The following is a 22,980-nucleotide window of genomic DNA, read 5'->3' as shown; positions in this document are numbered from 1 at the left end:
TCCTGGTTCGCTCGCTCGCTTCGCTCGCTCACGCCGCCGCCCCGTCACACGCGTCGGCGCCGCAAGCGGCACTACTAAGCCTGTTGACCCGGTCGCTCACCGCGTCACCGCCGCGGCGGCCAGTTGGCCGCACGCACCGTCGATTTCGCGCCCCCGGGTGTCCCGAACGGTCGTCGAGACACCGGCCGCGCGCAGCCGCCGGACGAACTCCCGCTCTACCGGCTTAGGGCTCGCGTCCCAGCGGCTCCCCGGAGTCGGGTTGAGCGGGATCAGGTTCACGTGGGTCAGTCGACCGGCCAGCAGCCGACCGAGGAGGTCGGCACGCCACGGCTGGTCGTTCACATCTCGAATCATCGCGTATTCAATGGACACGCGACGCCCCGTACGCTCCGCGTAGTGCCACGCGGCGTCCAGCACCTCGGCAACCTTCCACCGCTGGTTGACCGGAACCAGTTCGTCGCGCAGCTCATCATCGGGCGCATGCAGCGACAACGCAAGAGTCACCGAGAGTCCCTCGTCGGCCAGCCGGCGCATCGCAGGCACCAGGCCGACCGTGGAGACGGTGACGTGCCGCTGCGAGAGGCCGAGCCCCTCCGGGGCCGGAGCGGTCAGCCGCCGGACGGCGGAGACCACCCGCGCGTAGTTGGCCAGCGGCTCGCCCATGCCCATGAAGACCACGTGGGACAGCCGGGACGGGGAGCCGGCGATCGCGCCGGACGCGGCGACCCCGGCGAGGTACACGGCCTGGTCGACGATCTCGGCGGTGGAGAGGTTGCGGGTCAGCCCGGCCTGACCGGTGGCGCAGAACGGGCAGGCCATGCCGCAGCCGGCCTGGCTGGAGATGCAGACGGTGACCCGGTCCGGGTAACCCATCAGCACGCTCTCCACCAGTGACCCGTCGTGCAGTCGCCACAGCGCCTTGCGGGTCGCGCCGTCGTCGGTGGCGACCTCGCGTACCGGGGTGAGCAGGCTCGGCAGCAGCTCGGTCGCGATCCGGTCCCGGGCGGCGGCCGGCAGGTCGGTCATCCGCGCCGGATCCCTGACGAGCCGCCCGAAGTAGTGCGTGGAGACCTGTCGGGCCCGGAACGCGGGCTCACCCAGCTCGGCCACGGCCGCCTGCCGGGCGGGCAGGTCGAGGTCGGCGAGGTGTCGGGGCGGCATCGCCGCGCGACGCGACGGTGACCCGGTCGAATCGTCCGGCGTGATCTGGATCAAGGGCAGGCTCGTCATGGCCTGTCCAGTCTCCCACGTCGGCGCGACAGCGCACCTGGCCGGCGGCGCCGAGGCCCTGACCAGGCACGCGGCTCGCGGTTGTGTGGGCTCATCTCACCTCTCAGCCGGCCGGGGCGAAGATCGCCAGCAGTAGGTAGGCGGTCGGCACCGCGAAGAGGATCGAGTCGAGCCGGTCCATCAGCCCGCCGTGCCCCGGCAGCAGGTTGCTCATGTCCTTGACCTTGAGATCCCTCTTGATCATGGATTCGGCGAGGTCGCCGAGGACCGCCGCGATCGAGACCGCCACCCCGAAGAGGGCGCCCCACCACAACTCCACGTCGAGCAGGTACGCCAGCAGCAGCGAGCTGCCGACGGCGGCCGCCAGCACCGAGCCGGCAAAGCCCTCCCAGGACTTCTTCGGGCTCACCGACGGCGCCATCGGGTGCTTGCCGAAGGCCACCCCGGCGGCGTACCCGCCGGTGTCGGAGAGGACCACCGCGGCCAGGGTGGCCAGCACCCGCAGGTCACCGTCGACCGGCTCGGCGGCGAGCAGCGCCGCGAAGCCGCCGAGGAACGGCACGTAGACCGCGATCAGGGTGGCGGCGGTCATGTCCCGCTGGTAGCCGGCCGGCCCGTCTCCGAGCCGCCACACCATCGTGGCCAGCACGGTCACCAACAATCCCAGGCTGAGCGCGTCCGGCCCGGCCCACCAGGCCAGCCCGACCATCAGGAGTCCGCCGGCGACCAGCGGCACGAGCGGCGGGCGCATCCCGGCGGGGCGTACCGCCCGGGTCATCTCCCAGATGCCGACGCTGACCGCGAGCGCGACCACGAGCAGGAATGCCGGGCGGAGGAGGAAGAGCGGCACGACGATCGCCGCGCCGAGCCCGAGCCCGACGCCGATCGCGGCCGGCAGGTTCCGGCCGGCCCGGGACTGCCCGGCAGGCTTGCCGGAGCGGGTCGCCCGGCGCCGGCCCCGGCCGGGCCGGGCCGACGACGCCGGATCGGCAGCCGGTTGCGGATCCGGGTCGACGAGCGGCCAGCCGACCGGGTTGGTCGGAGCGTCCGCCGCCGGCTCGGCGCCGGGGTGGTCGGTCCGATCGCGGTACGCCGCCGCGTCCTCCTCGGGACCCGCCGGACCGCCGGCCGGCTCGGGAGAACGCCACTGTGCCGTGGAATCCGGTACGTCCCCGGCGGGCTGGCCGTTGCGTTGCCCGGTCGCCCCGCCCGGCCCCCGGTCGACGCCGGAGAAGCCGTCGGCAGCCGTACCCGGGTAGCCGTTCGGTGCGCCCCGGTACGCGTCCGCCGGGGACGGGTACGCCTCCGGGGACGGGTACGCCTCCGGAGCGGCCGGATAGGAGTCCGAGGCGACCGGGTACGAGTCCGTCGGGGCCGAATAGGCGTCGGGCGCGGCACCGCCGTGCCGCGCCCGAGCCCAGGCGTCGTCGTCGCCGGCCGGCCGCTGTCGGCCCGAGGGCCCGTCCGGGTACCCCGGGCCACGGGACCACTCCGGGCCACGCGCTTGTTCCGGCCGCTGCCGGCCACGCGGCTCCGCGGTACCGCCGTAGGGGTCGACGTGGGACATCAGACCTCGAGCAACTCGGTTTCCTTGTGTTTCACCAACTCGTCGACGTGCGAGACGTACTTGTGGGTGAGGTCGTCGAGTTCCTTCTCGGCCCGCCGGCCGTCGTCCTCGCCCGCCTCGCCGTCCTTGACGATGCGGTCGAGTTCCTCCTTGCCACGGCGACGGATGTTCCGGATCGCCACCTTGGCTTCCTCGCCCTTGTGCCGGGCCACCTTGATCATGTCCCGGCGCCGCTCCTCGGTCATCTGCGGCAGCAGGATGCGTAGCTGGTTGCCCTCGTTGTTGGGGTTGACGCCGAGATCGGAGTCGCGGATCGCCTTCTCCATGGCGTGCAGCTGCGACGCGTCGTACGGCTTGATGATCGCCATCCGCGGCTCGGGCACCCCGACGGAGGCCATCTGGGTCAGCGGGGTCGGACTGCCGTAGTAGTCGATTATGATCTTGGAGAACATCGCCGGAGTGGCCCGCCCGGTACGGATGGCGCCAAACTCCTCCTTGGCGTGCTCGACCGCGCGCTCCATCTTCTCCTCGGCCTCGAGGAGGGTGTCGTCGATCACCTGCTCCTTCGCCTCCCTCTGCTGCTACTGCTCCCGAAATACTCCACCCGGCCCCCACCCGTCGGCCCGGGACCCTGCCCGACTCACGTCGTGATCAATGTGCCGATCGGCTCGCCGGCGACCGCCCGGATGATGGTGTCGTCGCCCTCGGCGCCGAACACCAGCATCGGCAGGCCATTCTCCTCACAGAGGCTGAACGCGGCGGCGTCGGCGACCCGGAGGCCGCGACGCAGCACCTCGGAAAAAGTGATCTTGTCGAGCTTGCTGGCGTCGGGGTCGGTACGCGGATCGGCGGTGTAGACCCCGTCCACCCCGTTCTTGCTCATCAGCACCACGTCGGCGCGGATCTCCAGGGCCCGCTGCGCGGCGACGGTGTCGGTGGAGAAGTACGGCATGCCGGCACCCGCGCCGAAGATCACCACACGGCCCTTCTCCAGGTGCCGGATGGCCCGCAGCGGGATGTAGGGCTCGGCGACCTGGGCCATCGTGATCGCACTCTGCACCCGGGTCTCGATCCCCTCCTTCTCCAGGAAGTCCTGGAGCGCGAGGCAGTTCATCACGGTGCCGAGCATCCCCATGTAGTCGGCCCGGGCCCGGTCCATGCCGCGCTTCTGCAACTCGGCGCCACGGAAGAAGTTCCCGCCGCCCACCACGACCGAGACCTGCACGCCCCGGCGTACCACGGTTGCGATCTGCCGGGCGATGGCCTGGACGACGTCCGGATCGACGCCGATCGCCCCACCGCCGAAGACCTCGCCGGAGAGCTTGAGCACCACCCGGCGGGCCCGCCCGGGCGGCGGTGCTGTCGGATCGTCCGCCGCCAGGGTCCGGTCACTCACAACCTGCGTCATCCGACCCGCCTTTCCCGCGCCGGTGCGCCGGCGCCCAGTTCAGCCAACCTGCCGCTGCTGACCCTACGTGACGAGGAGGCCGCGGTGTCCGTCACGTACACCTGCGGCCTCCCGTCCGTGTCGACTCCGCCGGGGCCCGGTTCGCGGCGATCCGGGCGATGGCGACGGCTCAGGCCTGGCCGACCTCGAACCGGATGAACCGGGTCACCTCGATGCCGGCCTCGGCCAGCACCTGCTTGACCGACTTCTTGTTGTCGGCGACCGAGGCCTGCTCGATCAGGACGTAGTCCTTGAAGAACGCGTTGACCCGACCCTCGATGATCTTCGGCAGGGCGGCCTCCGGCTTGCCCTCCTCGCGGGCGGTCTGCTCGGCGATGCGCCGCTCGGAGGCGACGGTCTCGGCCGGCACCTCGTCCCGGGTCAGGTACTTCGGACGCATCGCGGCGATCTGCATGGCGACAGCGCGCGCGTCGGCGTCGCCCGCCTCGTCGGCCTTGCCGGTGTACTCCACCAGCACGCCGACCTGCGGCGGCAGGTCCTGCGCCTTGCGGTGCAGGTAGACCGCGGCGGTGCCGTCCACCGCGGCGAAGCGGTTGAGCACCAGCTTCTCGCCGATCTTGGCGGACTGCTCCTGTACGGCGTCGGCGACGGTCCGGCCGTCCGGCAGCGTGCTGCCGAGCAGCGCCTCCGCGTCGGCGACCCCGGCCTGCGCACCGTGCTCCACCAGGAGCTGCGCGAAGGCGATGAAATCGCTGTTCTTGGCGACGAAGTCCGTCTCGCAGTTGAGTTCGAGCAGGGCCTTGCCGGAGTGCGCCACCAGACCGTTGGCGGCCGTCCGGCCGGCCCGCTTGCCGACGTCCTTGACGCCCTTGACGCGCAGGACCTCGACAGCCTTGTCGAAGTCGCCCTCGGCCTCGGTGAGGGCCTTCTTGCAGTCCATCATGCCGGCGCCGGTGAGGTCCCGGAGCTTCTTGACGTCCGCGGCGGTGAAGTTGGACATGACTCTCTCTTCGGTGTGTAACGCGGCTGATTCGTGGTCTTCTGCGGACTACCCCGTCGGGGTCCGCCGTGCCTCGTACCGGATCGGGCCCGCCGGCTGTGACGACCAGCCGGCGGTACCCGACACAGCGGTCACTCGGCGGCGACGCCCGCCGGCTCGCCGGCCTTCTGCTCCGCCTCGCCGGCCGCCTTCTTCTCGGTGTCCTCGATCAGCTCGCGCTCCCACTCGGCGAGCGGCTCGTCGGCGCCGACCACACCCGGCTCGGGCTTCTCGTCGGTGCCACGGCGCTTGCCGGAACGGGCGATCAGACCGTCACCGACGGCCGCCGCGATGACCTTGGTCAGCAGCTCGGCGGAGCGGATCGCGTCGTCGTTACCCGGGATCGGGAAGTCGACCTCGTCCGGGTCACAGTTGGTGTCGAGCACGGCGATCACCGGGATGCCCAGCTTGCGGGCCTCGTCAACGGCGATGTGCTCCTTCTTGGTGTCGACCACCCAGATCGCGGCCGGGACCTTCTGCATGTCCCGCAGGCCACCGAGGGTGCGGGTCAGCTTGTCCTTCTCGCGGGAGAGCTGGAGGGTCTCCTTCTTGGTGTAGCCCTGCGCGGTGCCCGACAGGTCACCGAGGGCCTCCAGCTCCTTCATCCGCTGGAGCCGCTTGTAGACCGTCTGGAAGTTGGTCAGCATGCCACCCAGCCAGCGGTGGTTCACGAACGGCTGGCCGACCCGGGTCGCCTGCTCGGCGATCGCCTCCTGGGCCTGCTTCTTCGTACCCACGAAGAGGATGCTGCCGCCCTCGGCGACGGTCCCGCGCACGAACTCGTACGCCTTCTCGATGTAGTCGAGAGTCTGCCGCAGGTCGATGATGTAGATGCCGTTACGCTCGGTGAAGATGAAGCGCTTCATCTTCGGGTTCCAGCGCCGGGTCTGGTGCCCGAAGTGGACACCGCTCTCCAGCAGCTGACGCATGGTCACTACGGCCATGGTGGGGTGCTCCTCAGTTGTCCCTGGTTGTCACGCCGGGCCGGCGGCCTGGCGTCCTGGCGCCTGATCGCCGGCCATGACGGACCCGATGGGAATCGGGACCAGGGGGCCGTCGCTCCACGGACGGACCGTGGAGAGGGCACGCGAGGTCGACCGCGCGGGGCGGTCGCCAATCGCCAAGTGTACGCCCCGCCGCACCCAGCGGCACACAAACCCCCACCCACCACCGCCCACCGGCAGATCCGGTCAACCGGACCCGCCCCCAGCCGGGCGGTCGTCCGGTCACCGGTTGTTCTCGGCCGGCGTCCCGTCCGGGTCGGCACGTCCCGTTGCGCACCGCGTGTCCCGCTGGCCGCCGGGTGTCCGCAGCCGCGAGGTTTCGCACCGCCTGGTCCGCTGCCGCCGGGTGTCCGGCCGCCGCCGGGTGTCCGGCCGCCGCCGGGTGTCCGGCCGCCGCCAGGTGTCCGGCTGCCGCCGCCGGTCGTGAAACGCGACGGCTTGCCGAGCACGACGGGTCGCCGAGCCTGACGGGTCGTTGGGCCCGACGGGTCGCCGAGCACGACGTTGCCGAGCACGACGTTGCCGAGCACCTGTCGGCATCCCGGTGGAGTGCCGCCGGTGTGCCGTTGAGCAGGCGGTGTGCGTCAGCCGGCGGCGAGTGCCGCCGCGACGAAGAGCACGAGGCCGATGGTGAGGTAGCCGGTCGGCGGGCGCAGCCAGGCCCGGGCCGGGTCGGCCAGGGCGGCGGCGCTGGTCGCGAGGCCGTACAGGCCGGCGGCGAAGATCGGCAACCCCAACACCAGGAAGGTCCCGGAGAGCACCGCCGACGGCAGGACCGGGTCGCCGAGCGCGCCGTCGAGAAGCAGGCGTACCGCCGGCACCTCGAAGACCACCGCGAGCAGCGCCAGGACCACGGCCAGCGCGGGCCGGCGGGTCCGGTACACGCCGTCGCCGGCCGGCAGGCCGAGTCCCCCGGGCAGCCCCGCCGGCCCCGACCCCGGCTGTCCGGGCGGCGCGGCGGCGGTCGGCCGCTGCGCCGCCGTCCGATCGATCGACTCGCCGTGCTGCCCCGACGGATCAACACCCACCGGTACGCCACCCGTGCCGGCGCGCGGATCGACCTGTGGCACCAGGTTGGTCGGCTGGTCCAGCGCGCCACCCCGGTCGGTGCCGTGTCCCGGCTGCCCGACCTCAGCACCACGCCCCGACTGGACGGCCTCAGCGCCACGCCCCGACTGGACGGCCTCACCAGCGCGTCCCGGCTGGGCGGCGCCGCCAGCGCGTCCCGGCTCGCCGCCAGGTGCCGGCGGGCCGGCCTCGCCCGGATGCCCGGCCTCCGCGACCCGCGCCGGCTGGACGATCGGGTACCCGGACAGCGGCGACCGCCCCGGGTCGACGGACATGGACGGGTGCCCGGAGTCGGTGACCGTGCCAACCGGCTGTCCAGGTTCGGCCGCCGCGACGCTGTGCCGGCCCGCACCCCAGCCCTCGTCCGACCCGAGCGGGCCGGCATCATGCCGCCCGCCCAGCCGACCCTCCGCCACGGCCGACGCGGCACCGTGCCACCCGCCGGCCCGGGCCTCGTCCGGGGCCGCATCGTGCCCGGTCGGCGCGGCACCGTGCCACCCGCCGACCCGAGCCTCGTCCGAGCCGTTCGGGCCGGCCGGGGCGGCATCGTGCCCTGTCCCGACGGGAAGGCGACTCGGGCCCTCGGTGGACTGGACCGGACCGGTGGCGTCGGCGGCGCCGGTCGCTGTGACGCCGCGCTGCGTGGTCGGGTCCGTCGCCCACCCGCTCGACGGATATCCGGCTCCGGTGCCGGTCGAGGCGGCGCCGAAGCTCGGCAACGGGACCTCCAGGGAGGGCGGGGCCGGATCGGCAGTACCCGCCGGTACGAAGCCGGGGAATCCGCCGCCCGGCGGGTTCCCGCCGTGCGGGTCCGGCGGGTACGGGGCCGGTCCGGCGGAACGCTCCGGTACGCCGAACCGGGTCGGATCGGCGTACCGCCCGGTGCCGGCGTCGGCAGGCTGGCCGTACGGACGGTCAGGTGCCGGGCCGCCGAGCGGGGCCGGTGCCGCCGGCTGCTCCGTACCCGGGTAGCGGTCTTCGCCGACGCCGTGCCAGCGCTGGTCGGGGTAGCCACGGTCGTCGGGCCGCCAGCCGGACCGCTGCTCTTCCGGGAAGTTGCGTTGCTGCTCCACGGCCACGCACCGTATGTGACCTGTCCGGGTACCCGCCAGTCGAGCGCACCGCCGCCGCTCGGCAGGGGTGCCCGGCAGCGGGCCACCCGGAGGCGCCGAACGGGATGTCGACGCCACCGGTCTCGTCGTCGCCGCCGTGGCCGGGACCGCCGCGTTGCGCCCCGATTAGCGCCGCCTCCCGCCCGGCGTCCCCCTCCGAGCGCGGGCGCCGGAGTGGCTCGCATAGCAGCCGAAGGGCTTGATCGTCCGGCCGTCCACAGCGCCCCCGGATATCCACAACCGCGTCCTTCGCGGGTTGTCCCGGGCGTCGGCCGGGGGCAGGGTCCGGCCATGACAGCGGCGAGACAGGCGGTCGGGGCGTACGGGGAGCGGTGTGCCGTACGGCACCTGGTCGAGGCGGGACTGCGAGTCGTGGTCCGGAACTGGCGATGTGCCCACGGCGAGATCGACATCATCGCGTGGGAGGGGAACGTCCTCGCCTTCTGCGAGGTCAAGACCCGGCGGAGTGACGCCTTCGGCACCCCGGCCGAGGCGGTGGTCGGCCGCAAGGCGGGCCGGTTGCGCCGGTTGGCCGCCGAATGGCTGCGGACCAGCGGGGTGCATCCGGAGCAGATCCGGTTCGACGTCGTCGAGGTGTACCCGGCGCGTAACGGCCCGGCCCGCGTCGAGCACCTGCGAGCGGCATTCTGAGTACGCCCTGATCTTGTTGCCACAGATTGGCAGGAAGACCAGACTCCTTGCATGCCCTCGCCCGAGTCCCGCGCGCACCCGGCTACCGCCTCGTCGATCCGACGCTCCCTGTTCCTGCACGCACCCATCCACCGGATGCCCCGGGCGGTCCTGCACGAGATGCTCGACCAGCTCGACGACGACACCCCGCCGGGCGGACCCGATGCCCCGGTCGCCCGGCTGGAGCGGCGGACCGCCGACCTGTTCGGTACGGAGTCGGCGCTCTTCTTCCCGACCGGCACGATGGCACAGCAGGTGGCGTTGCGGATCCATGCCGAACGTCGCGGTCGGCACGCGTTCGCCGCACATCCGCAGAGCCACCTAGACGTCTGGGAGCAGCGGGGCTACCACGTCGTGCACGGGCTGCGGTTCCACCCCGTCGGGGACCGCCACGCGCTGATGACCGACGCCGCGCTGGCGGCGATCGGGGAACCGCTGGCCGCAGTGGTCTGGGAGCTGCCGCAGCGGGACATCGGCGGGCAGCTTCCCGAGTGGGACGAGCTGCGCGAGCAGGTCGCGGCCGTCCGCGCCCGAGGTGCGGCGGCACACCTGGACGGCGCCCGGATCTGGGAGGCGCAGACCTACTACCGCCGCCCGTTCGCGGAGATCGCCGGGCTGTTCGACACCGTCTACACCTCGCTCTACAAGGCCCTGCTCGGCATCCGGGGTGCCGTCCTCGCCGCCGACGCCGCGACCATCGCCGAGGCGACGGTGTGGCGGAGCCGGCTGGGCGGAGCGATTCACGATGCCTGGCCGTTGGCGCTGGCCGGCCTCGCCGGCCTGGACAGGCTACTGCCGCAGATGCCGGCGTTCCGGGAGCACGCGATCGCGATCGCCACCGCGATCAACAGCGACGGTGTGGCGCTGGCCTGGCCGAATCCGCCGCAGACGCCGATTTTCCACGTCCACCTGCCCGCGTCGAGACAGGACGTCGAACGGGCCGGCGAGGAGATGATCGCCGAACATGGCGTACAGCTGTTTCCACGGGTGCGCTCCGCGGCGGACCCGACGAGATGCAGCTTCGAGGTCACGGTGGGCGAGCAGGCCATGGCGTTCTCCCCGGACGAGGTGGTCGCGCTCCTGCACGAACTGCTCGACCGGGCGGGCGGGCGCCAGCCGTAGCCGGGACGGACCAGGCCGCGCAGCACCTGGATCGCCTCGAGCCGCGGTGTGCTGGCCTCGACCGCCGTCTCGGTGGCGACACGCTGCTTGCCCAGCCGCAGCGGGTCCAGGCTCCGGTAACCGGGGAGCTGAACCCGGGCACCGGTCCCGGTCGGAGCAGTCGACTCCATCGTCACCTGGAGCGGGCGGTCGCGGCACATAGCACGGTCATTCCTTGATCGTCCGGCTGTCCACAGGGCCCCCGGTTGTCCACAGCCGAGGGTCTCGGGCCATTCCGTCGAAGGCGTCCGGGGCACGGTCGAGACCATGCCGATGCCGCGAGACAGCTTTGCCGGGCCCCGCCGATGAGTTACGCCAAAGTGCTCTGCGTCGGACTGGTCGGGGTCACCGGGCACGTCGTCGAGGTCGAGGCCGACCTGGCCACCGGGCTGCCCACCGTCGTACTGTCCGGGCTTCCCGACACCGCCCTCAACGAGGCCCGGGATCGGGTACGTGCCGCGATCGTCAACTCCGGTCAGCGCTGGCCGAACCGCCGGATCACCGTCAACCTGTTGCCGGCGACGCTGCCGAAGCACGGCTCCGCGTTCGACCTGTCGGAGGTCAAGCTAGGACTCACCTAAATGAAGACGGGCCCGGCAGGTGCGCCAACACCTGTGATCCGGGCCCTTGACGGAGAGGTACCTCCGCCCATGCGCACCCTACCGAGCCTGCCCGGCTGCGGGCAGCCCGCGACCGTTCGTATCGAGATCTACTCCCCCGGCCCGACCGGGAACGCTCACGGCTCCCTGGACGGCGTGGCCTACGGCTGCGGCCAGCACGCCGGAGCCATCGTCCAGATGATCGCCGACGCGGGACTCACCCCGTGGCACGACCCGAAGCCGCTCGACGCCGCCGACACGTCGGTCTGCGGCCGGCTGCGCGACTTCGGCGACCCGGTGTACCCGGCCGGGCCCGCCGACCACAACGGCGAGCCGGTGAAGGTTGTGGAGAGTTCTACACAGCCTTCCGGCGACGGGAGCCCGGCGTCCGTCGCGGCCTTCATCGCCCGGAACCGGGTCCCCGAGCCCGGCCCCGTCCAGCACCCCCGGTGGTGCGCCCGGAGGGAAGCCACCGGCAACCCGCTGGCCGAGCACCTGTCGATCCCGTTCCGCGTCAACCCGGACGCCGCGGACCCGGTGGTGGTGTTCATCGTGCAGGCGTACGGTGCCGAGCGGCCGTCGATCCTGCTGGGCTTCACCGAGGGTCGGGAGCACCACGAGCACACGATCCCGCTGGACGTCGCTGCCGCGCTCGGCCAGCAGCTCCGGATCGCCGTGTCGCTGGCCGGTGTGCGGTGATGCGCCGGCTGTACCGGGGTCGGCACCGGCTCAGCGCCGTCCCCGCAGGGTTGGCGTACCGTCCGGCCGCCCGGCCCGCCGGGGCGCACCGCCGGGCGCAGGGTGGTTCGCGGTGACCGCCCGGCGAGTCGACGTGACCCGGCCGCCGTCCCGCCCGACGACCCGGACCCGGTACTGCCGGAAACCCGCCAGCAGCCGACGGATTCCGAACCTGGGTGCGGAATCACGGATTCGGAACGCGGGTGCCGAATCCGGGTGCCCGCCGTGGTGCCAGACCGACCACGCCGCGATCGCCGAGGGTGAGGCGGTAGCCGGCGGCCGGGATCACGAGGTGGAGGTGCGCCGGCTGCACCGGGACGGCGAGCTGCTGGCGACGGTGTGCGTTTCCGTCTTCGAGAACACCGACGAAGGCACCATCACGCCGCCGTGCGTGCTGGTGGAGACCAAGGACGGACTGGACGACCGGGACGCGCTGGCGCTCGCCGCTGGCATCCTGGACGCCGTCGACCTAATGCGGGGTGCGCGGTGAACCCCCCGCCCCGCGTCGCGGCGGCGCTGGCCCGGGTCCGGGCCGAGGCGCAGCCCCGGGTGAAGGCGGCAGTCTGGTCGCCGACGCTCGACCCGACGGTGATCCTGAACGCGACGGCGCGGGTACTCCAGCAGCGGCGGGTGAAGTGGTCGATGCCGGACGAAGAGCTGACCGTGCAGGTCGTGGAGGCGCTGCTGCTGACCCTCGGCATCGAGCCGTTGCGGCCGCCGGCCGGGTACCAGACGATCGAGCGGCCTGAGGAAGGGGAAGAGCTCGACCGGGCGTCGATCAAGCGGTCGCTGCGGTCGATCGAGCAGCCCGGCGGCGACGGGAAGAAGCGTCCGAGGATGCTCCGGTGACCGCGCCGTCCCTCACCACGGCGCCGCGGACCGTGGACGAGCTGCTGCCCGATGCGCGGCTGCTGGTCGACTGGCTCGGCGAGGTCCCGTCGCGGAACCGGCTGATGCGCGACCTGCGGATCGGTGCTGACAAGGCGGACGCGATCCGCAGCCGGCTACTCGCCGAGCGGCCGGCCGACCCGTGGACGCACGCCGTACCGGTCGGCGAGGTGTCCGGCCCGGACCCGGATCCGGTGGCTGCCGGGTCCGCCCCGGACCCGGGTCCGGGCACCGACACCGGGTCGGTCGGCGGCGCCGTCGTGGAGAGTTCTCCCGAACGGTCCGCCCGCCCGGCCGCCGACGTCATCGCCGCACCGGCCGCCCCGCCGGAACCCACCCCGGACCCGGGCACGGTCCGCCGGCTGATCCGGGTCCGGTGGGCAGTCCGCGCGGTGCTGCTCCTCGGCGTCGCCGCGTCGGTCGCCGGGAACGTCCTCCACGCCTGGGACAACCCGATCTCACAGGCGATCGCCGCGTGGCCGCCGCTGGCGCTGCTGCTCACCGTCGAGCTGATCTCCCGCGTGCCGGTGCACCGCCGGGCGCTGGCGTTCGCCCGGATGGCGACCACCGCCGTGATCGCCGGGATCGCCGGGTGGGTGTCGTACTGGCACCTGGTCGACGTCGCCCGCCGGTACGGCGAGACGGACGCCTCTCCGTACCTGCTGCCGCTGTCCATCGACGGGCTGATCATCGTGGCGAGCATCTGCCTGGTCGAGCTCGGCGGCCGGATCGCCGATCGCCGGTAGTACCCCACCGCACCGAGGCGGCCCGGGCCAGCGTGGTCCGGGCCGCCTCGTGCGTGCGGGGGGATCAGTCCTGCTGCAACAGCTCCAGCAGCCTCGTGTGGGCGTCGGCGGCGGTCGAGCAGCGGCCGGCCTCGTCGGTCTGCTGGCCGCACGCCCGGCACTCCCGGGTACCGACCTTGGGCCGGTGCTCCAGCAGCGTCGAGCGGAGTTCGACCCGTTCGGCCTGGTCGACGTGATCGGCGGTCGGCATGTCGTCGGAGAACACGGGGTCACCCTCTTCCGTGATGAGTCCGACCCCCGACCGGCGCACCCGTTGCAAGCGGGTACGGGGTGATCCGGCCGGGGGTCGGACCGGCGATCGCGTGTACCGCCCCCGAGCACCGCTCAACCGGCGGCACAGCGTTTCCGACCAGGGTCAACCACCGTCGGTGAATAGTCAATGCCACTAGCGTGATCCCTAGTAGCAGGGTTGCCCATGTCGATCGTGGGAATGTCCCGACGTGCCGAGACGTCGACCACTGCGCATCATGGGCGCGGCCGAGATCGCCGAGTACCTCGGTGTCTCGCGCCAGTGGGTTGAGGTGCTGTCGAAGCGACGCGACTTCCCCGAGCCGGCCGTGATCCTGAAGGCGGGCCGGATCTGGCGTACCGAGGACGTTGAGGAGTGGGCAGCGAAGCGACGCCCGGACGACACCGACGAGTCGTAGACCGCGCAGCACCGCAGGTCAACTACCCCGGGAAACGACAGTGCGGGCGGTCGAAGTGTGCTCGCACCCCAACCGCCCGCACTACTCGGCGCAGGTCGCCTCACCGGCCCCGAACGGAGAGGTAGGGGCCTCGGCGACCTTCGATCCCGACACGGCCGGAGCCCGGAAGAGAGGAACCGCACGGGTGACGTTGACGCCCTGGTAAGTCACTCCGGCCCGGCGGTCTCCCGCGCGGGTTCGCTCCGCCCCGGCTCGCCACGCCGACGCCTGACCGGCCGCCGCGCGTGCCTGTTCGGGACCAGCTGGTCCAGCACCTCGTCCGGCACCTCCAGCCGCTCCGACCGGTCCGGCACCGGCCGGCACGGATCAACCACCCGCCGGCCGCCGTCCCCGGTCACCGAACCACCCCGAGCACCGACGCACCCCACCGACGCACCCGCGCGTCGTGGTCCGGCGGCGCGACCGGCAGCTGCCCGGCCGCCATGATCAGGCTCGGTCGCCACCCGCAGCCCGCGATCACCGCGTACCACACCGGGCGCGGCAAGCTGTCCTCCACGATCTTCAACACGTCCTTCGACACGTCCTTGCCCCACCGGACGAACGACCAGCCGCACACCTCGCCCAGCATGTCCGCGACCGGCCACAACCGGTCCAGCTCGACCATCGCCGCCGTCGACGTCGCCCAGGCCGCCAACCGGTCCGGGTCGCCCTGTAGGTCGTCCATCGTCAGCGGCGGCAGCTTCGGCCCACCACCGACCCACGGGTCCGCGGTCAACGTCCCCGACACGTTCCCGCTCACCGACTGGCCACGCCGCTGCCAGATCGGCGACAACAGGCCGACCATCTTCGACACGTCCACGATCCGGCCGCCCGCCTCCACCGCCGTACCGACCGCCGCGTCGATCCGGTCGACCAACGCCTGGTGCACCGCCACCGACTCACTCACCGCCGACCGGCGGGCCGCCGCCGTCAACTCCGAGATCGCACGCTCGGCCAGCCGCAACGCCGGCCGGTCCCCGTCGATCCACGGCGCGTACTCGACGTCACGCTGCGCCGCCTCGGCCGCGCCGACGTCACCGGCCGCCAGCCGCTCGACCAACGTCGCACGCCCGTCGCGCGCCCGATGCACCTCGCCAGCGGCCCCGGTCTGTAGCTGCCGCGCCCGGTCCAGCTGTCGACGGGCTTCCGGCATGACGTCGGTGATCCCGACGCCGTCCAGCTCGTTCAGGAGCGCCACCAGCAGCCCCGACTGAGGGTCGAGACGCCGCAGACTGGCCACGGTCGGCGCGCCCTTCGACGGGTCCGCGACCTGCTCGGCGCCCTGGCGCAGGATCTCCGACACCGTGGTCCCGTTCCGGGCGGCAGCCTCCTCCAGCGCCGCCATCTGCTTACCGCTCAGCCGCACCGATCGCACCGACACTGAACCCGCCTCTCTCGATCCGCCCAAGTGGTTCCGCGTATTACGAGCGTAGTACCGGCCACCGAAGAATTGAAGGTGAGAGCAGCCTCAGACCTTCGATTCTTCGGCGCCGAGTCGACCGGAGAACGACCGAGGACAACCGAGCGCCGATAAGCCGAGATCAACCGAGATGCGTCACTCCATGTGACATTCACTCTCAGGAGAGAGAGATTTTGAACAGAGCGGGCTGTTCGGGGGTACCCCCTGCCCGGGAAAAACGCGCAGGTCAGAGGCGTTGTCGCGTTCGTCGTGCCGCGTCGTTTCGTACGTCGGGCCTCGACTTCCGGTTCACGCCGCGTGGTTAGTAGCTGTCGGTGACGGCTGGTCGGTTCGGCTGGTTCGCTGGCGGGCGCGGCGGTCGTGGTGGGTGGTGCCGCCCCAGATGCCGTGTAGCTGGTCGGTGGGTTGCTGGTGGGCCCAGGTCTCGCACTCGGGTTGGAGTGGGCAGGTGTTGCAGATGGCGCGGGCGCGGCGCGCCTTCCATCGTTCGCCGGGTTCGGGGAACCAGAGGTCGAGGTCGGTTCCTCGGCAGGCGGGTGTCTCGGTGGCGTGGTCGAGGAAGGTGGGCCAGTTGCCGTAGTCCCTCTTACTGCTGACGGTCATCGGCGGCGTCGTGCGGCTGCTTGGCGTGCGGCGTGGCGTTGGGTGAGTCCGTGTGCCCGTCGCTGGCGGAACTCGAGCTGTGCGTCGCGTCGGGTCTGCCGTCGGCGGATGGTCTGTTCTACGGCGGCCCGTAGGCGCTCCCGCAGCTCGGCGTCGAGGGCCGACCGGTCGATCACGATCGCCTCGCGGGGTGGCCGCACTCGGCACAGCAGTCGCCCCGGCCGGCGGCGGGGTTCTGCGACCAGGAACAGGCGAGCGCCTTGGTGCCGCAGCTCGGGCAGTCCTGCCGGCTCTGCGACCGGGCAACGCGGTCAGCCCACCTCTCGCTGTCCTGAAGGTCCGCGAGCGCCTCGCCGGTCAGGTCCGGCTCGCCGGGGCCGAGGACGCGGTACGCGCGGTGGGCCAGGTCGGCCGGCACCGGCTCTCCATCGCCGGAGTCGAGTATCGCGCTCACCACCCGGCGGCGGCGGTCCTCCGGCGGGCAGTCGACGTCGGGGCGCTCGACGCCCGTCTCCCAGTCCTCTCCGTCGGCTTCCTCCTGCACGAGCCAGCCCGGCATCGGTACCGCGTACCAGCCGAGCGGTTCGGCCTCGCACGGCACGATCACGCGGTAGCCGGGTGGTGCCGGGCGGAAGTCGATGGTTCGCCAGATGGTCTTAGTCATCGATCGCTCTCTCTGCTAGTTGTTCCACCAGGCGTCAGCGGCGCGCGGCTGGACGTCCTGCCGGCTGTCGTCGGTGCGCGCCCGGTCGACGTACGCGGCCACGTCGCCATCGGCGGCGAGGCGCTGTACGAACGGCACCAGGGATACCGGGTTCTTCTCCTGCTCGATCAGCGCCACGGCCGCCGCCGCTTCCGCGTCGGTTGCTCCGGTGTGCTCGGCAACGATCCGGGCGGCCCGGCGCGCTGATGCCTCGGCGATGCTCTGCTCGGCTCGACTCAGCCCGCGTCGACCGGAGGGAGGCGCGTCGACCGGAGGGAGGCTGGTCGGGGTTTCGAAGATCTTCCGAAGTTCGGAATCTGGAAGGGGGGCAGCGGGGTGCTCCTCCCTTTGATCCTTCTTAGGATCCTTCTTAGGTTCCTCGGGACCCCGCTGGGCGGGGTGCACTCGTCCACTAACCGGGGTGCTCTGTCCCGCTAACCGGGGTGCACTCGACCCACTAACCGGGGTGCTCTCGGCGCCTGAGTCACTCACTGCGGACTCAGTGAGTGCGACTGCACCCCACTGGGCGGGGTGCTCTCCGGACGACTGGACCCCGTTTACCGGGGTGCTCTTCCCGGACTGGACCCCGGTTAGTGGGGTGCTCTTCAGGTGCAACCCGTAGACCGCCTGCCGGCCGGTGTGCGGTGCCGCGATCTGCCAGATGGCGCCGAACTCCCTGAGCGCCTTCAGGTTCCGGTCGACGGCCTTGAAGGCGCGGCGACGCTCGGCCAGCTCGTCAGGGTCCTCAGTCCACCGGTCGGCGACCACCCGGCCCGTGGCGAGCGCCAGCGCCTCCCGGCCTGCCCAGAACTTCGGCGGGTCGTCTTCGTCAAGCGAGACCAGGGCCATGTACGCCAGCACCCGGAACGGGCCGTCGGGCAGGTCGCGCCACAGCGTGTAGACCAGCTTGACGTTGCTGGCGCCCATCAGTGGCGCTCCCACCGGACGACCGACCAGCCCCGGCCCCGGTCGACTTCGACCCGGCGCCAGCGGGCCGGAGTGGTCAGCGCCGGTATCGTGGTGGTCGACGTCCCGCCGGTCGTCTCCAGGGCCGCCCTGTTCGCCGCAGGGCGGCTTTCTCCGTCAGGCTGCACGCTGGCCTCCCCCGGCGACGTAGGCGCGGCGGTGGGCGGCCGTACGTCGGCTGTCACCGGCCGGGGCCAGCAGTCCGGCCAGCCGGGCGCGCTGCTCTTCGGTTAGCGGCGGCGCGCCGTCGACCAGGCGGCGGATGTACTCGGCGGTCTCCCCCGCTTCCTGCGCGGCCATCTCAGGAAGCCCGTCGAGCTGCTGCACGCGCGGCGGCGAGGTACTGCTCGACGTCCTCGCGGGCGTACAGCACGCGGCGGCCGACCTTGAAGCTGTGTGGTCCCTTGCCGTTGCTGCGCCAGAAGCGCACCGTTTCGGGCCTGGTACGGCACAGCTCTGCGACTTCCTCGGTCGTCATGTACTCCGGCATCGATCCTCCAGGGGTGGTACAGCTTCGTCAGAGCCGTACCGAGAGGTCTACCACCGGTTGATCAGTTCCGTCAACACCAACTCACGAGCCTTGACATTGCCCCTGGATTACCGTCAGCATCCAACGCATGACCACGGTGAATTCGGCCAGCAGCGGCGAGCAGATCGACATCGGCGACGGGGTGACGGTGCCCGCCGAGGTGACGGCGCGCGGCACGTTCAGCGGCGGATACCGGGCCGAGTTGGTCGCGGCCTACGACGCGGACTCGGGCCGGTACGTCACTCGCCGGGTCGTGGTGGAGGCAGACGACGGCCAGGAGGTGACCGGCGAGCGGCTACGGGAACTCCCGGTTGCGCGGCTGCTCCGGCTCGCCACTCAGGGTGCTGTGGCGCCGTACCTGGCGCAGCATCCGGCGGACATGGGTAAGGCGGGGCCGACGACGGAGACGCTGCAACAGGTCGCCCGGGTCTACCGCCTGGCGCTGCTGTCCGGTGATGCGCCGACTCAGGCTGTCGCGGAGTGGCTGGCGGTGCCGCGGTCGACGGCGGGCCGGTGGGTCACCAGGGCCCGGGATCGCGGACTGCTGACGGTGGTGGATCCACGGGCCGGCAAGGTGGAGTCGTAGCCCTCTCCGGCTACTCGCGGCCCTTCCACTCGATGCCGACCGTGGACGGGTCGAAGTAGGACCGTCCCGGCCGCCAGCCCTTCGGGCGCCCCCTTCTGGTGCGGTGGATCCGGACCGTCATCAGTGCGTCCAGCACGGCGCGGCGCCGGTCCAGATCGAGGCCCGCCCAAACCGTTGCCGGATCGGCTCCGGCGGCGCTGACGGCCATCACGACGGCCGAGAGAGCACCGTCCCGCCCGCTGCTGCTCAGCGTCGCCTCGATCTCGCTGATCCGCTTGTCGAGCGTCGGAGCCTCCCGGCGCACCTCCGCCTCGGTCAGGATCCCGTCGGCCAGCAGCCCGGCCAACGACCGGCGGCGGGTCCGGATCGCCAGCAGTTCCTGCCGGAGGTCGGCCGTACGGTCTGGCGCCGGCGTGGCGAGCAGCTCGGCGACGTCCGGCCGAGACAGTCGCTCGATCACCACGTCGGTTACGAAGGTCTCTACCTCGGCGGCGGTGCGGGCCACGCACTTCCGAGGCTTGCAGGTGTAGGACGGGGTGCCGTTCTGGCGTGTGGCCCGGATCGGCCCGCCACAGACGCCGCACAGCGCCAGTCCGGACAGCAGCCATCGGCGGGCGGCCGTGACCCAGGTCCGCCGGCCCGGGTCGGTCAGCAGCCCGACGACGGCCCGCCACTGCTCTTCGTCCACCACCGACGGCCAGGCGGCCGGCCCCACGATCTCTCCCTGATGCTCCATCAGTCCGGCGTTGCGCGGGCGTAGCAGCACCTTCCGTAGCTCCGTCGGCGTCCACAGGCGCCCGGTCGACGTCGTCGCGCCCTGGGCGTTCAGCTGGGCCGCCAGTCCGCGCAGGCTGGCACCGGCCAGGATCGCCGATGACGCCTCCCGGATCACCTCGGCCTCGGCCTCGCGGACCGTGGTCCCGTCGGCCTCGTACCCGTACGGGCGCCGGCCGCCCTTCCACTGGCCGGCGGCGGCAGCCTGTAGCTTCTGCCGGGCCACCCGCTCGGCGGTCTCCTCGGCCTCCCCCGCGTCCTGAGCGGCGAGCGTGCGAGCAATCCGGCGGCCCTGCGCGGTGCGCAGGTCGAAGCTCGGCGAGCGGACGTACTCGAACTCGACGCCGTGCCGCTCGGCCAGCTCGATCAGGTCTTCGAACTCGCGCGGCCGGCGGGTGAGCCGGCCCGTGGTGTACGCCGCGATCACGTCGAACCGGCCGGCCCGGGCGTCGCGCATCATCTGCTCGAAGTCCGGGCGCCGCTTCTTGGACCGGGTGCTGGCGCTGATGTCGTTGTCCACGTAGTCAGCGACGAAGGTCAGCCCGCGTCGCTGGCCGAGTGCGTCCAGGTCTTCGTCCTGGCGCTCGACCCCGAGTGCCTGGCCTTCCCGGTCGTCCGAGATCCGCCGGTACTTCGCTGCTCTCCGCATGGCCGTTAGTATGGCACAGCTTGACTTTCGACCTCGCCATCGCGGCGGCGTTACTCGGCGGCTCGGGCGAGATGCCGCTCGCCCCGCTGGACCGGGTCGCCGTCCTCGGCGAGTTGGGTCTCGACGGTACGGTCCGGCCGGTCCGGGGCGTACTGCCGATGGTCGTGGCGGCGGTCCGGGCCGGCATCACCCGGGTGGTCGTACCACTCGACAACGCCGCCGAGGCGTCGGTCGTACCCGGGGTCCGGGTCCGGGCGGTCGACACCCTGCACCGGCTGGTGGCCTTCATCCGGGACGGTGCGCCGCTGCTCGATCCGCCGTCCCCACCGGCGACGTCGCCCCGCCCCGGACCCGACCTCGCCGACGTCGCCGGGCAGGGGCTCGGACGGCGCGCCCTGGAGGTGGCCGCCGCCGGCGGTCACCACCTGGCCCTGTTCGGGCCCCCGGGGGCCGGCAAGACGATGCTGGCCGAGCGCCTCCCCTCGATCCTGCCCGAACTGGACGACGAGGGCGCTCTGGAGGTGACCGCGTTGCACTCGATAGCCGGTCTGCTGCCTCCGGACGGGCAACTGCTGCGCCGACCGCCGTTCCAGGCCCCGCACCATACGGCGACCATCGCCTCGCTGGTCGGAGGCGGATCGGGGCTGGCCCGGCCCGGCGCGGTCTCGTTGGCGCATCGAGGGGTGCTCTTTCTCGACGAGGCTCCCGAATTTGTCCGGGGTGCGCTGGAGGCACTGCGTCAACCGTTGGAGAGCGGCCGGATCGTGCTGGCCCGGTCCCGTGGCGGCACCGAATATCCCGCCCGGGTGCAACTGGTGGTGGCGGCGAATCCGTGCCCGTGCGCGAAACCCTCCGGGGATATCTCGTGTGAGTGCACGCCGCTGGCACGCCGCCGCTATCTCGGTCGGCTCTCCGGGCCCCTGCTGGACCGGCTGGACGTGCAGGTGCGGGTGAGCCCGCTGCGGGCGGCGGAACTGATGGCCGCCGAGCAGACCGTCGAGTCGTCCGCCGTCGTCGCCGAACGGGTCGGCAAGGCCCGAGCCGCCGCCGCTGCCCGGTGGGCTGCCGGCGGTTGGCGGGTCAACGCCGAGGTGCCGGGTCCGCAACTGCGCCATCCCCGGTGGCGGTTGCCGGCGAACGACACCCACGCACTGCGCCGGCTGCTCGACAGCGGCGTCCTGTCCGCCCGTGGCTTCGACCGGGTGATCCGGCTGGCCTGGAGCATCGCCGACCTCGACGGTCGACAGCGCCCCGACGCCGGAGACGTGGACGAAGCGACCCAACTCCGCACCGGGAGCCTCGCATGACCAGACCCGTACGCCCCGCTCCGGCCGTTCCGAGCCGTGACTCCGCACCACCGGCCACCCCGAGACGACCATCGCACCCCAGTTCGACGGCGGAGGATTCCAGCCAGCACGACACCGGCCGCACCACGCCCTCGGCCGATCCGATTCCGGGGCTGGAAGAGCCGGTGACGATAAACGAGGAGAGGTTGGCACGCATCGCCCTGACCTGGCTCTTCGAGCCCGGCACCCGAGCGGTGGTCCGCCTGGTACGGCAGTTCGGGGCGGCCGGGGCGCTGCGCCACCTGCTCACCGGCAAGGTCTCGGACCCCCGGCTACGGGCAACGGTCGAGTCCCGACTGGCCGCCGGGGACCCGTGGCAAATCGCCCTCGACGCCGCCGAGCAGACCGAACGGCTCGGTGCACGGGTGGTGATTCCCACCGACCCCGAGTGGCCGACCCGGCTACGGAGCCTGGACCAGTTGACCCTGTCCGGTACCGACCGCAGGGTCGACCAGGAGACGGCACCGCCGCTCTGCTTCTGGGTGCGCGGTGCCTGGCCACTCGGCGAGGCGTTGCAACGATCGGTGGCGGTGGTCGGGTCCCGAGCCGCCACCCCGTACGGGCTGCACGTCGCCACCGAGATCGCTTTCGGACTGGCAGAGCGTGACTGGACCGTCGTCTCCGGCGGTGCGTTCGGCATCGACGCTGCGGCGCACCGGGGCGCCCTGAATGCCGGTGGCCTGACCGTGGCAGTACTCGCCTGCGGTGTCGACCGGCCCTATCCGGTGGGAAACACCGCCCTCTTCGACCGAATCGCCGACGTCGGCCTGCTGGTCAGCGAGTGGCCACCCGGGGCGGAGCCGCTGCGGCCCCGCTTCCTGATCCGCAACCGGGTGATCGCCGCCGCCACCGCCGGCACCCTGGTGGTCGAGGCGGCGGCCCGCAGCGGTGCGACGCAGACGCTGCGGCGGGCGATCGCGATGAAGCGGCCCTCGATGGTGGTGCCCGGACCGGTCACCTCCGCCATGTCGGTCGGGGCGCACGAACTGCTCCGCGAATATCCCGAGGCCCGACTCGTCACCGGCGTACCACATGTGCTTGAGGAGGTGGGGCGGATCGGAGCCGACCTCGCACCGCCGGTTCGTGGTCCCGAGAGGCCACAGGACGGGCTCGACGACGACTCCGCGCTGATTCTGGAGTCGGTTCCGCGACGCCGCCCGGCCGGCCCGGACGTCCTCGCCGCGCGGACCGGGCTCGACCTGCGTACCGCCCTGCGCAAGCTCTCCCTGCTGGAACAGCTCGGCCTGGTGCTCCGCCGCGATGACGGGTTCCTCCTCGCTCCGGCGGCGACCCGATCCGGCCGCGCAACGTCTGCTCGCCCTGCCCGCTGACCATGGCCGCGAGCGTGCCCGAGGTGAGCCGTCGACCTCGACCGCAACGCCGGTGCCGGATAGGGCTGCGAGGAGCC

General features: G+C 72.3%; 26 protein-coding genes and 3 pseudogenes. 11 read left to right on the top strand and 18 right to left on the bottom strand.

Features of this window, described 5'->3' with window-relative positions; genetic code table 11:
* Positions 1-96: 96 nt before the first annotated feature.
* The 7 genes from rlmN to C6W10_RS14110 all read right to left on the bottom strand — a co-directional run bounded on the left by rlmN (position 97) and on the right by C6W10_RS14110 (position 8,389).
* Positions 97-1,230 carry a 23S rRNA (adenine(2503)-C(2))-methyltransferase RlmN gene (gene rlmN / locus C6W10_RS14140; RefSeq protein WP_107258478.1) on the bottom strand — a complete coding sequence of 378 codons (1,134 nt, stop codon included), beginning with the start codon at positions 1,228-1,230 and terminating at the stop codon, positions 97-99.
* A gap of 103 nt (positions 1,231-1,333) precedes the next feature.
* Complete coding sequence (locus C6W10_RS14135) at positions 1,334-2,797, bottom strand: phosphatidate cytidylyltransferase (protein ID WP_107258477.1); 1,464 nt, start codon at positions 2,795-2,797, stop codon at positions 1,334-1,336.
* Positions 2,797-3,354: a ribosome recycling factor gene (gene frr, locus C6W10_RS14130; RefSeq protein WP_107258476.1), complete on the bottom strand. Its 558-nt coding sequence runs from the start codon at positions 3,352-3,354 to the stop codon at positions 2,797-2,799. The genes C6W10_RS14135 and frr overlap by 1 nt, the downstream gene beginning before the upstream one ends.
* Before the next feature lie 83 nt (positions 3,355-3,437).
* Positions 3,438-4,205, bottom strand: a complete 768-nt coding sequence (pyrH, locus tag C6W10_RS14125; RefSeq protein ID WP_107258475.1) for a UMP kinase — start codon at positions 4,203-4,205, stop codon at positions 3,438-3,440.
* 169 nt (positions 4,206-4,374) lie between these two features.
* Positions 4,375-5,205: a translation elongation factor Ts gene (gene tsf / locus C6W10_RS14120; protein WP_107258474.1), complete on the bottom strand. Its 831-nt coding sequence runs from the start codon at positions 5,203-5,205 to the stop codon at positions 4,375-4,377.
* Positions 5,206-5,336: 131 nt separating this feature from the next.
* Positions 5,337-6,188: a 30S ribosomal protein S2 gene (gene rpsB / locus C6W10_RS14115; protein WP_107258473.1), complete on the bottom strand. Its 852-nt coding sequence runs from the start codon at positions 6,186-6,188 to the stop codon at positions 5,337-5,339.
* 644 nt (positions 6,189-6,832) lie between these two features.
* Positions 6,833-8,389 (bottom strand): hypothetical protein, encoded by a 1,557-nt coding sequence (locus C6W10_RS14110; protein ID WP_159104580.1) that lies wholly within the window; start codon positions 8,387-8,389, stop codon positions 6,833-6,835.
* 330 nt (positions 8,390-8,719) lie between these two features.
* Between C6W10_RS14110 and C6W10_RS14105 the strand changes: the two genes are divergently transcribed.
* On the top strand, positions 8,720-9,079 hold the full coding sequence (locus C6W10_RS14105; RefSeq protein WP_107258471.1) for a YraN family protein: 360 nt from the start codon (positions 8,720-8,722) through the stop codon (positions 9,077-9,079).
* A 51-nt stretch (positions 9,080-9,130) separates the two neighbouring features.
* The gene (locus C6W10_RS14100) at positions 9,131-10,240 is read left to right on the top strand and encodes a low specificity L-threonine aldolase (RefSeq protein WP_107258470.1); all 1,110 of its coding nucleotides are present in this window, start codon (positions 9,131-9,133) and stop codon (positions 10,238-10,240) included.
* Here the strand turns inward: C6W10_RS14100 and C6W10_RS39710 are convergent.
* A pseudogene (locus tag C6W10_RS39710) lies at positions 10,162-10,410 on the bottom strand (hypothetical protein); the annotation flags it as partial. The gene C6W10_RS14100 and the pseudogene C6W10_RS39710 sit on opposite strands and share 79 nt — an antisense overlap.
* A gap of 174 nt (positions 10,411-10,584) precedes the next feature.
* Between C6W10_RS39710 and C6W10_RS14095 the strand changes: the two are divergent.
* From C6W10_RS14095 to C6W10_RS14075, 5 genes and pseudogenes are all read left to right on the top strand, one after another.
* Positions 10,585-10,836, top strand: a pseudogene (locus C6W10_RS14095) (magnesium chelatase domain-containing protein); the annotation flags it as partial.
* 93 nt (positions 10,837-10,929) lie between these two features.
* Positions 10,930-11,577: a hypothetical protein gene (locus tag C6W10_RS14090; protein ID WP_107258469.1), complete on the top strand. Its 648-nt coding sequence runs from the start codon at positions 10,930-10,932 to the stop codon at positions 11,575-11,577.
* 112 nt (positions 11,578-11,689) lie between these two features.
* Positions 11,690-12,106 (top strand): hypothetical protein, encoded by a 417-nt coding sequence (locus C6W10_RS14085; RefSeq protein WP_159104579.1) that lies wholly within the window; start codon positions 11,690-11,692, stop codon positions 12,104-12,106.
* Complete coding sequence (locus C6W10_RS14080) at positions 12,103-12,465, top strand: hypothetical protein (RefSeq protein WP_107258467.1); 363 nt, start codon at positions 12,103-12,105, stop codon at positions 12,463-12,465. Before C6W10_RS14085 ends, C6W10_RS14080 begins: the two co-directional genes overlap by 4 nt.
* Positions 12,462-13,250: a DUF2637 domain-containing protein gene (locus C6W10_RS14075; protein ID WP_107258466.1), complete on the top strand. Its 789-nt coding sequence runs from the start codon at positions 12,462-12,464 to the stop codon at positions 13,248-13,250. Before C6W10_RS14080 ends, C6W10_RS14075 begins: the two co-directional genes overlap by 4 nt.
* A 64-nt stretch (positions 13,251-13,314) precedes the next feature.
* On the opposite strand, the gene C6W10_RS14070 is transcribed toward C6W10_RS14075, so the two are convergent.
* Entirely contained in the window at positions 13,315-13,515 is a 201-nt protein-coding gene (locus tag C6W10_RS14070) for a hypothetical protein (RefSeq protein ID WP_107258465.1), read from the bottom strand.
* A gap of 235 nt (positions 13,516-13,750) precedes the next feature.
* On the opposite strand from C6W10_RS14070, the gene C6W10_RS14065 reads away from it, so the two are divergent.
* The gene (locus tag C6W10_RS14065) at positions 13,751-13,957 is read left to right on the top strand and encodes an AlpA family transcriptional regulator (RefSeq protein ID WP_234361750.1); all 207 of its coding nucleotides are present in this window, start codon (positions 13,751-13,753) and stop codon (positions 13,955-13,957) included.
* 206 nt (positions 13,958-14,163) lie between these two features.
* On the opposite strand, the gene C6W10_RS14060 is transcribed toward C6W10_RS14065, so the two are convergent.
* The 8 genes from C6W10_RS14060 to C6W10_RS14030 all read right to left on the bottom strand — a co-directional run bounded on the left by C6W10_RS14060 (position 14,164) and on the right by C6W10_RS14030 (position 18,178).
* Positions 14,164-14,355, bottom strand: coding sequence for a hypothetical protein (locus C6W10_RS14060; protein ID WP_107258463.1), 192 nt, complete (start codon positions 14,353-14,355; stop codon positions 14,164-14,166).
* On the bottom strand, positions 14,352-15,362 hold the full coding sequence (locus C6W10_RS14055) for a hypothetical protein (protein ID WP_159104578.1): 1,011 nt from the start codon (positions 15,360-15,362) through the stop codon (positions 14,352-14,354). The genes C6W10_RS14060 and C6W10_RS14055 overlap by 4 nt, the downstream gene beginning before the upstream one ends.
* Before the next feature lie 342 nt (positions 15,363-15,704).
* Positions 15,705-16,019, bottom strand: a complete 315-nt coding sequence (locus tag C6W10_RS14050) for a WhiB family transcriptional regulator (protein WP_107258461.1) — start codon at positions 16,017-16,019, stop codon at positions 15,705-15,707.
* A gap of 172 nt (positions 16,020-16,191) precedes the next feature.
* Positions 16,192-16,683, bottom strand: a complete 492-nt coding sequence (locus C6W10_RS14045; protein ID WP_159104577.1) for a hypothetical protein — start codon at positions 16,681-16,683, stop codon at positions 16,192-16,194.
* Positions 16,684-16,698: 15 nt separating this feature from the next.
* Entirely contained in the window at positions 16,699-17,649 is a 951-nt protein-coding gene (locus C6W10_RS14040) for a hypothetical protein (protein WP_107258459.1), read from the bottom strand.
* Positions 17,649-17,816, bottom strand: a complete 168-nt coding sequence (locus tag C6W10_RS37270; RefSeq protein WP_159104576.1) for a hypothetical protein — start codon at positions 17,814-17,816, stop codon at positions 17,649-17,651. The genes C6W10_RS14040 and C6W10_RS37270 overlap by 1 nt, the downstream gene beginning before the upstream one ends.
* Positions 17,806-18,015, bottom strand: coding sequence for a hypothetical protein (locus tag C6W10_RS14035; RefSeq protein WP_159104575.1), 210 nt, complete (start codon positions 18,013-18,015; stop codon positions 17,806-17,808). Before C6W10_RS14035 ends, C6W10_RS37270 begins: the two co-directional genes overlap by 11 nt.
* Entirely contained in the window at positions 17,990-18,178 is a 189-nt protein-coding gene (locus C6W10_RS14030; RefSeq protein ID WP_107258457.1) for a helix-turn-helix domain-containing protein, read from the bottom strand. The genes C6W10_RS14035 and C6W10_RS14030 overlap by 26 nt, the downstream gene beginning before the upstream one ends.
* Before the next feature lie 127 nt (positions 18,179-18,305).
* Between C6W10_RS14030 and C6W10_RS14025 the strand changes: the two genes are divergently transcribed.
* A complete protein-coding gene (locus C6W10_RS14025; protein ID WP_107258456.1) occupies positions 18,306-18,803 on the top strand; it encodes a hypothetical protein in 498 nt (165 codons plus the stop codon).
* A 10-nt stretch (positions 18,804-18,813) separates the two neighbouring features.
* On the opposite strand, the gene C6W10_RS14020 is transcribed toward C6W10_RS14025, so the two are convergent.
* Positions 18,814-20,226, bottom strand: a complete 1,413-nt coding sequence (locus C6W10_RS14020) for a recombinase family protein (RefSeq protein ID WP_107258455.1) — start codon at positions 20,224-20,226, stop codon at positions 18,814-18,816.
* 26 nt (positions 20,227-20,252) lie between these two features.
* Here C6W10_RS14020 and C6W10_RS14015 point away from each other — a divergent pair.
* Together C6W10_RS14015 and C6W10_RS14010 are read left to right on the top strand one after the other, a co-directional pair.
* Positions 20,253-21,533 (top strand): annotated as a pseudogene (locus tag C6W10_RS14015) (YifB family Mg chelatase-like AAA ATPase); the annotation flags it as partial.
* Between the two features lie 143 nt (positions 21,534-21,676).
* Positions 21,677-22,903, top strand: a complete 1,227-nt coding sequence (locus C6W10_RS14010; protein ID WP_369938686.1) for a DNA-processing protein DprA — start codon at positions 21,677-21,679, stop codon at positions 22,901-22,903.
* The last annotated feature ends 77 nt before the right edge of the window (positions 22,904-22,980 follow it).

This window comes from Plantactinospora sp. BB1 (genome assembly GCF_003030385.1).
GTDB lineage: Bacteria > Actinomycetota > Actinomycetes > Mycobacteriales > Micromonosporaceae > Plantactinospora.
Note: the sequence above shows the minus strand (reverse complement) of the source record. Positions and strands in the feature narration are given on the sequence as shown.

Bases quoted from the DNA above. Each gene is read 5' to 3' on its own strand.
- C6W10_RS14090 (WP_107258469.1), top strand. From the start codon at position 10,930: ATGCGCACCCTACCGAGCCTGCCCGGCTGCGGGCAGCCCGCGACCGTT.
- C6W10_RS14025 (WP_107258456.1), top strand. From the start codon at position 18,306: ATGACCACGGTGAATTCGGCCAGCAGCGGCGAGCAGATCGACATCGGC.
- pyrH (WP_107258475.1), bottom strand. From the start codon at position 4,205: ATGACGCAGGTTGTGAGTGACCGGACCCTGGCGGCGGACGATCCGACA.
- C6W10_RS14105 (WP_107258471.1), top strand. From the start codon at position 8,720: ATGACAGCGGCGAGACAGGCGGTCGGGGCGTACGGGGAGCGGTGTGCC.
- C6W10_RS14050 (WP_107258461.1), bottom strand. From the start codon at position 16,019: ATGACCGTCAGCAGTAAGAGGGACTACGGCAACTGGCCCACCTTCCTC.
- C6W10_RS14045 (WP_159104577.1), bottom strand. From the start codon at position 16,683: ATGACTAAGACCATCTGGCGAACCATCGACTTCCGCCCGGCACCACCC.
- C6W10_RS14100 (WP_107258470.1), top strand. From the start codon at position 9,131: ATGCCCTCGCCCGAGTCCCGCGCGCACCCGGCTACCGCCTCGTCGATC.
- rpsB (WP_107258473.1), bottom strand. From the start codon at position 6,188: ATGGCCGTAGTGACCATGCGTCAGCTGCTGGAGAGCGGTGTCCACTTC.
- C6W10_RS14040 (WP_107258459.1), bottom strand. From the start codon at position 17,649: ATGGGCGCCAGCAACGTCAAGCTGGTCTACACGCTGTGGCGCGACCTG.
- C6W10_RS14135 (WP_107258477.1), bottom strand. From the start codon at position 2,797: ATGTCCCACGTCGACCCCTACGGCGGTACCGCGGAGCCGCGTGGCCGG.
- C6W10_RS14030 (WP_107258457.1), bottom strand. From the start codon at position 18,178: ATGCCGGAGTACATGACGACCGAGGAAGTCGCAGAGCTGTGCCGTACC.
- rlmN (WP_107258478.1), bottom strand. From the start codon at position 1,230: ATGACGAGCCTGCCCTTGATCCAGATCACGCCGGACGATTCGACCGGG.
- tsf (WP_107258474.1), bottom strand. From the start codon at position 5,205: ATGTCCAACTTCACCGCCGCGGACGTCAAGAAGCTCCGGGACCTCACC.
- C6W10_RS14020 (WP_107258455.1), bottom strand. From the start codon at position 20,226: ATGCGGAGAGCAGCGAAGTACCGGCGGATCTCGGACGACCGGGAAGGC.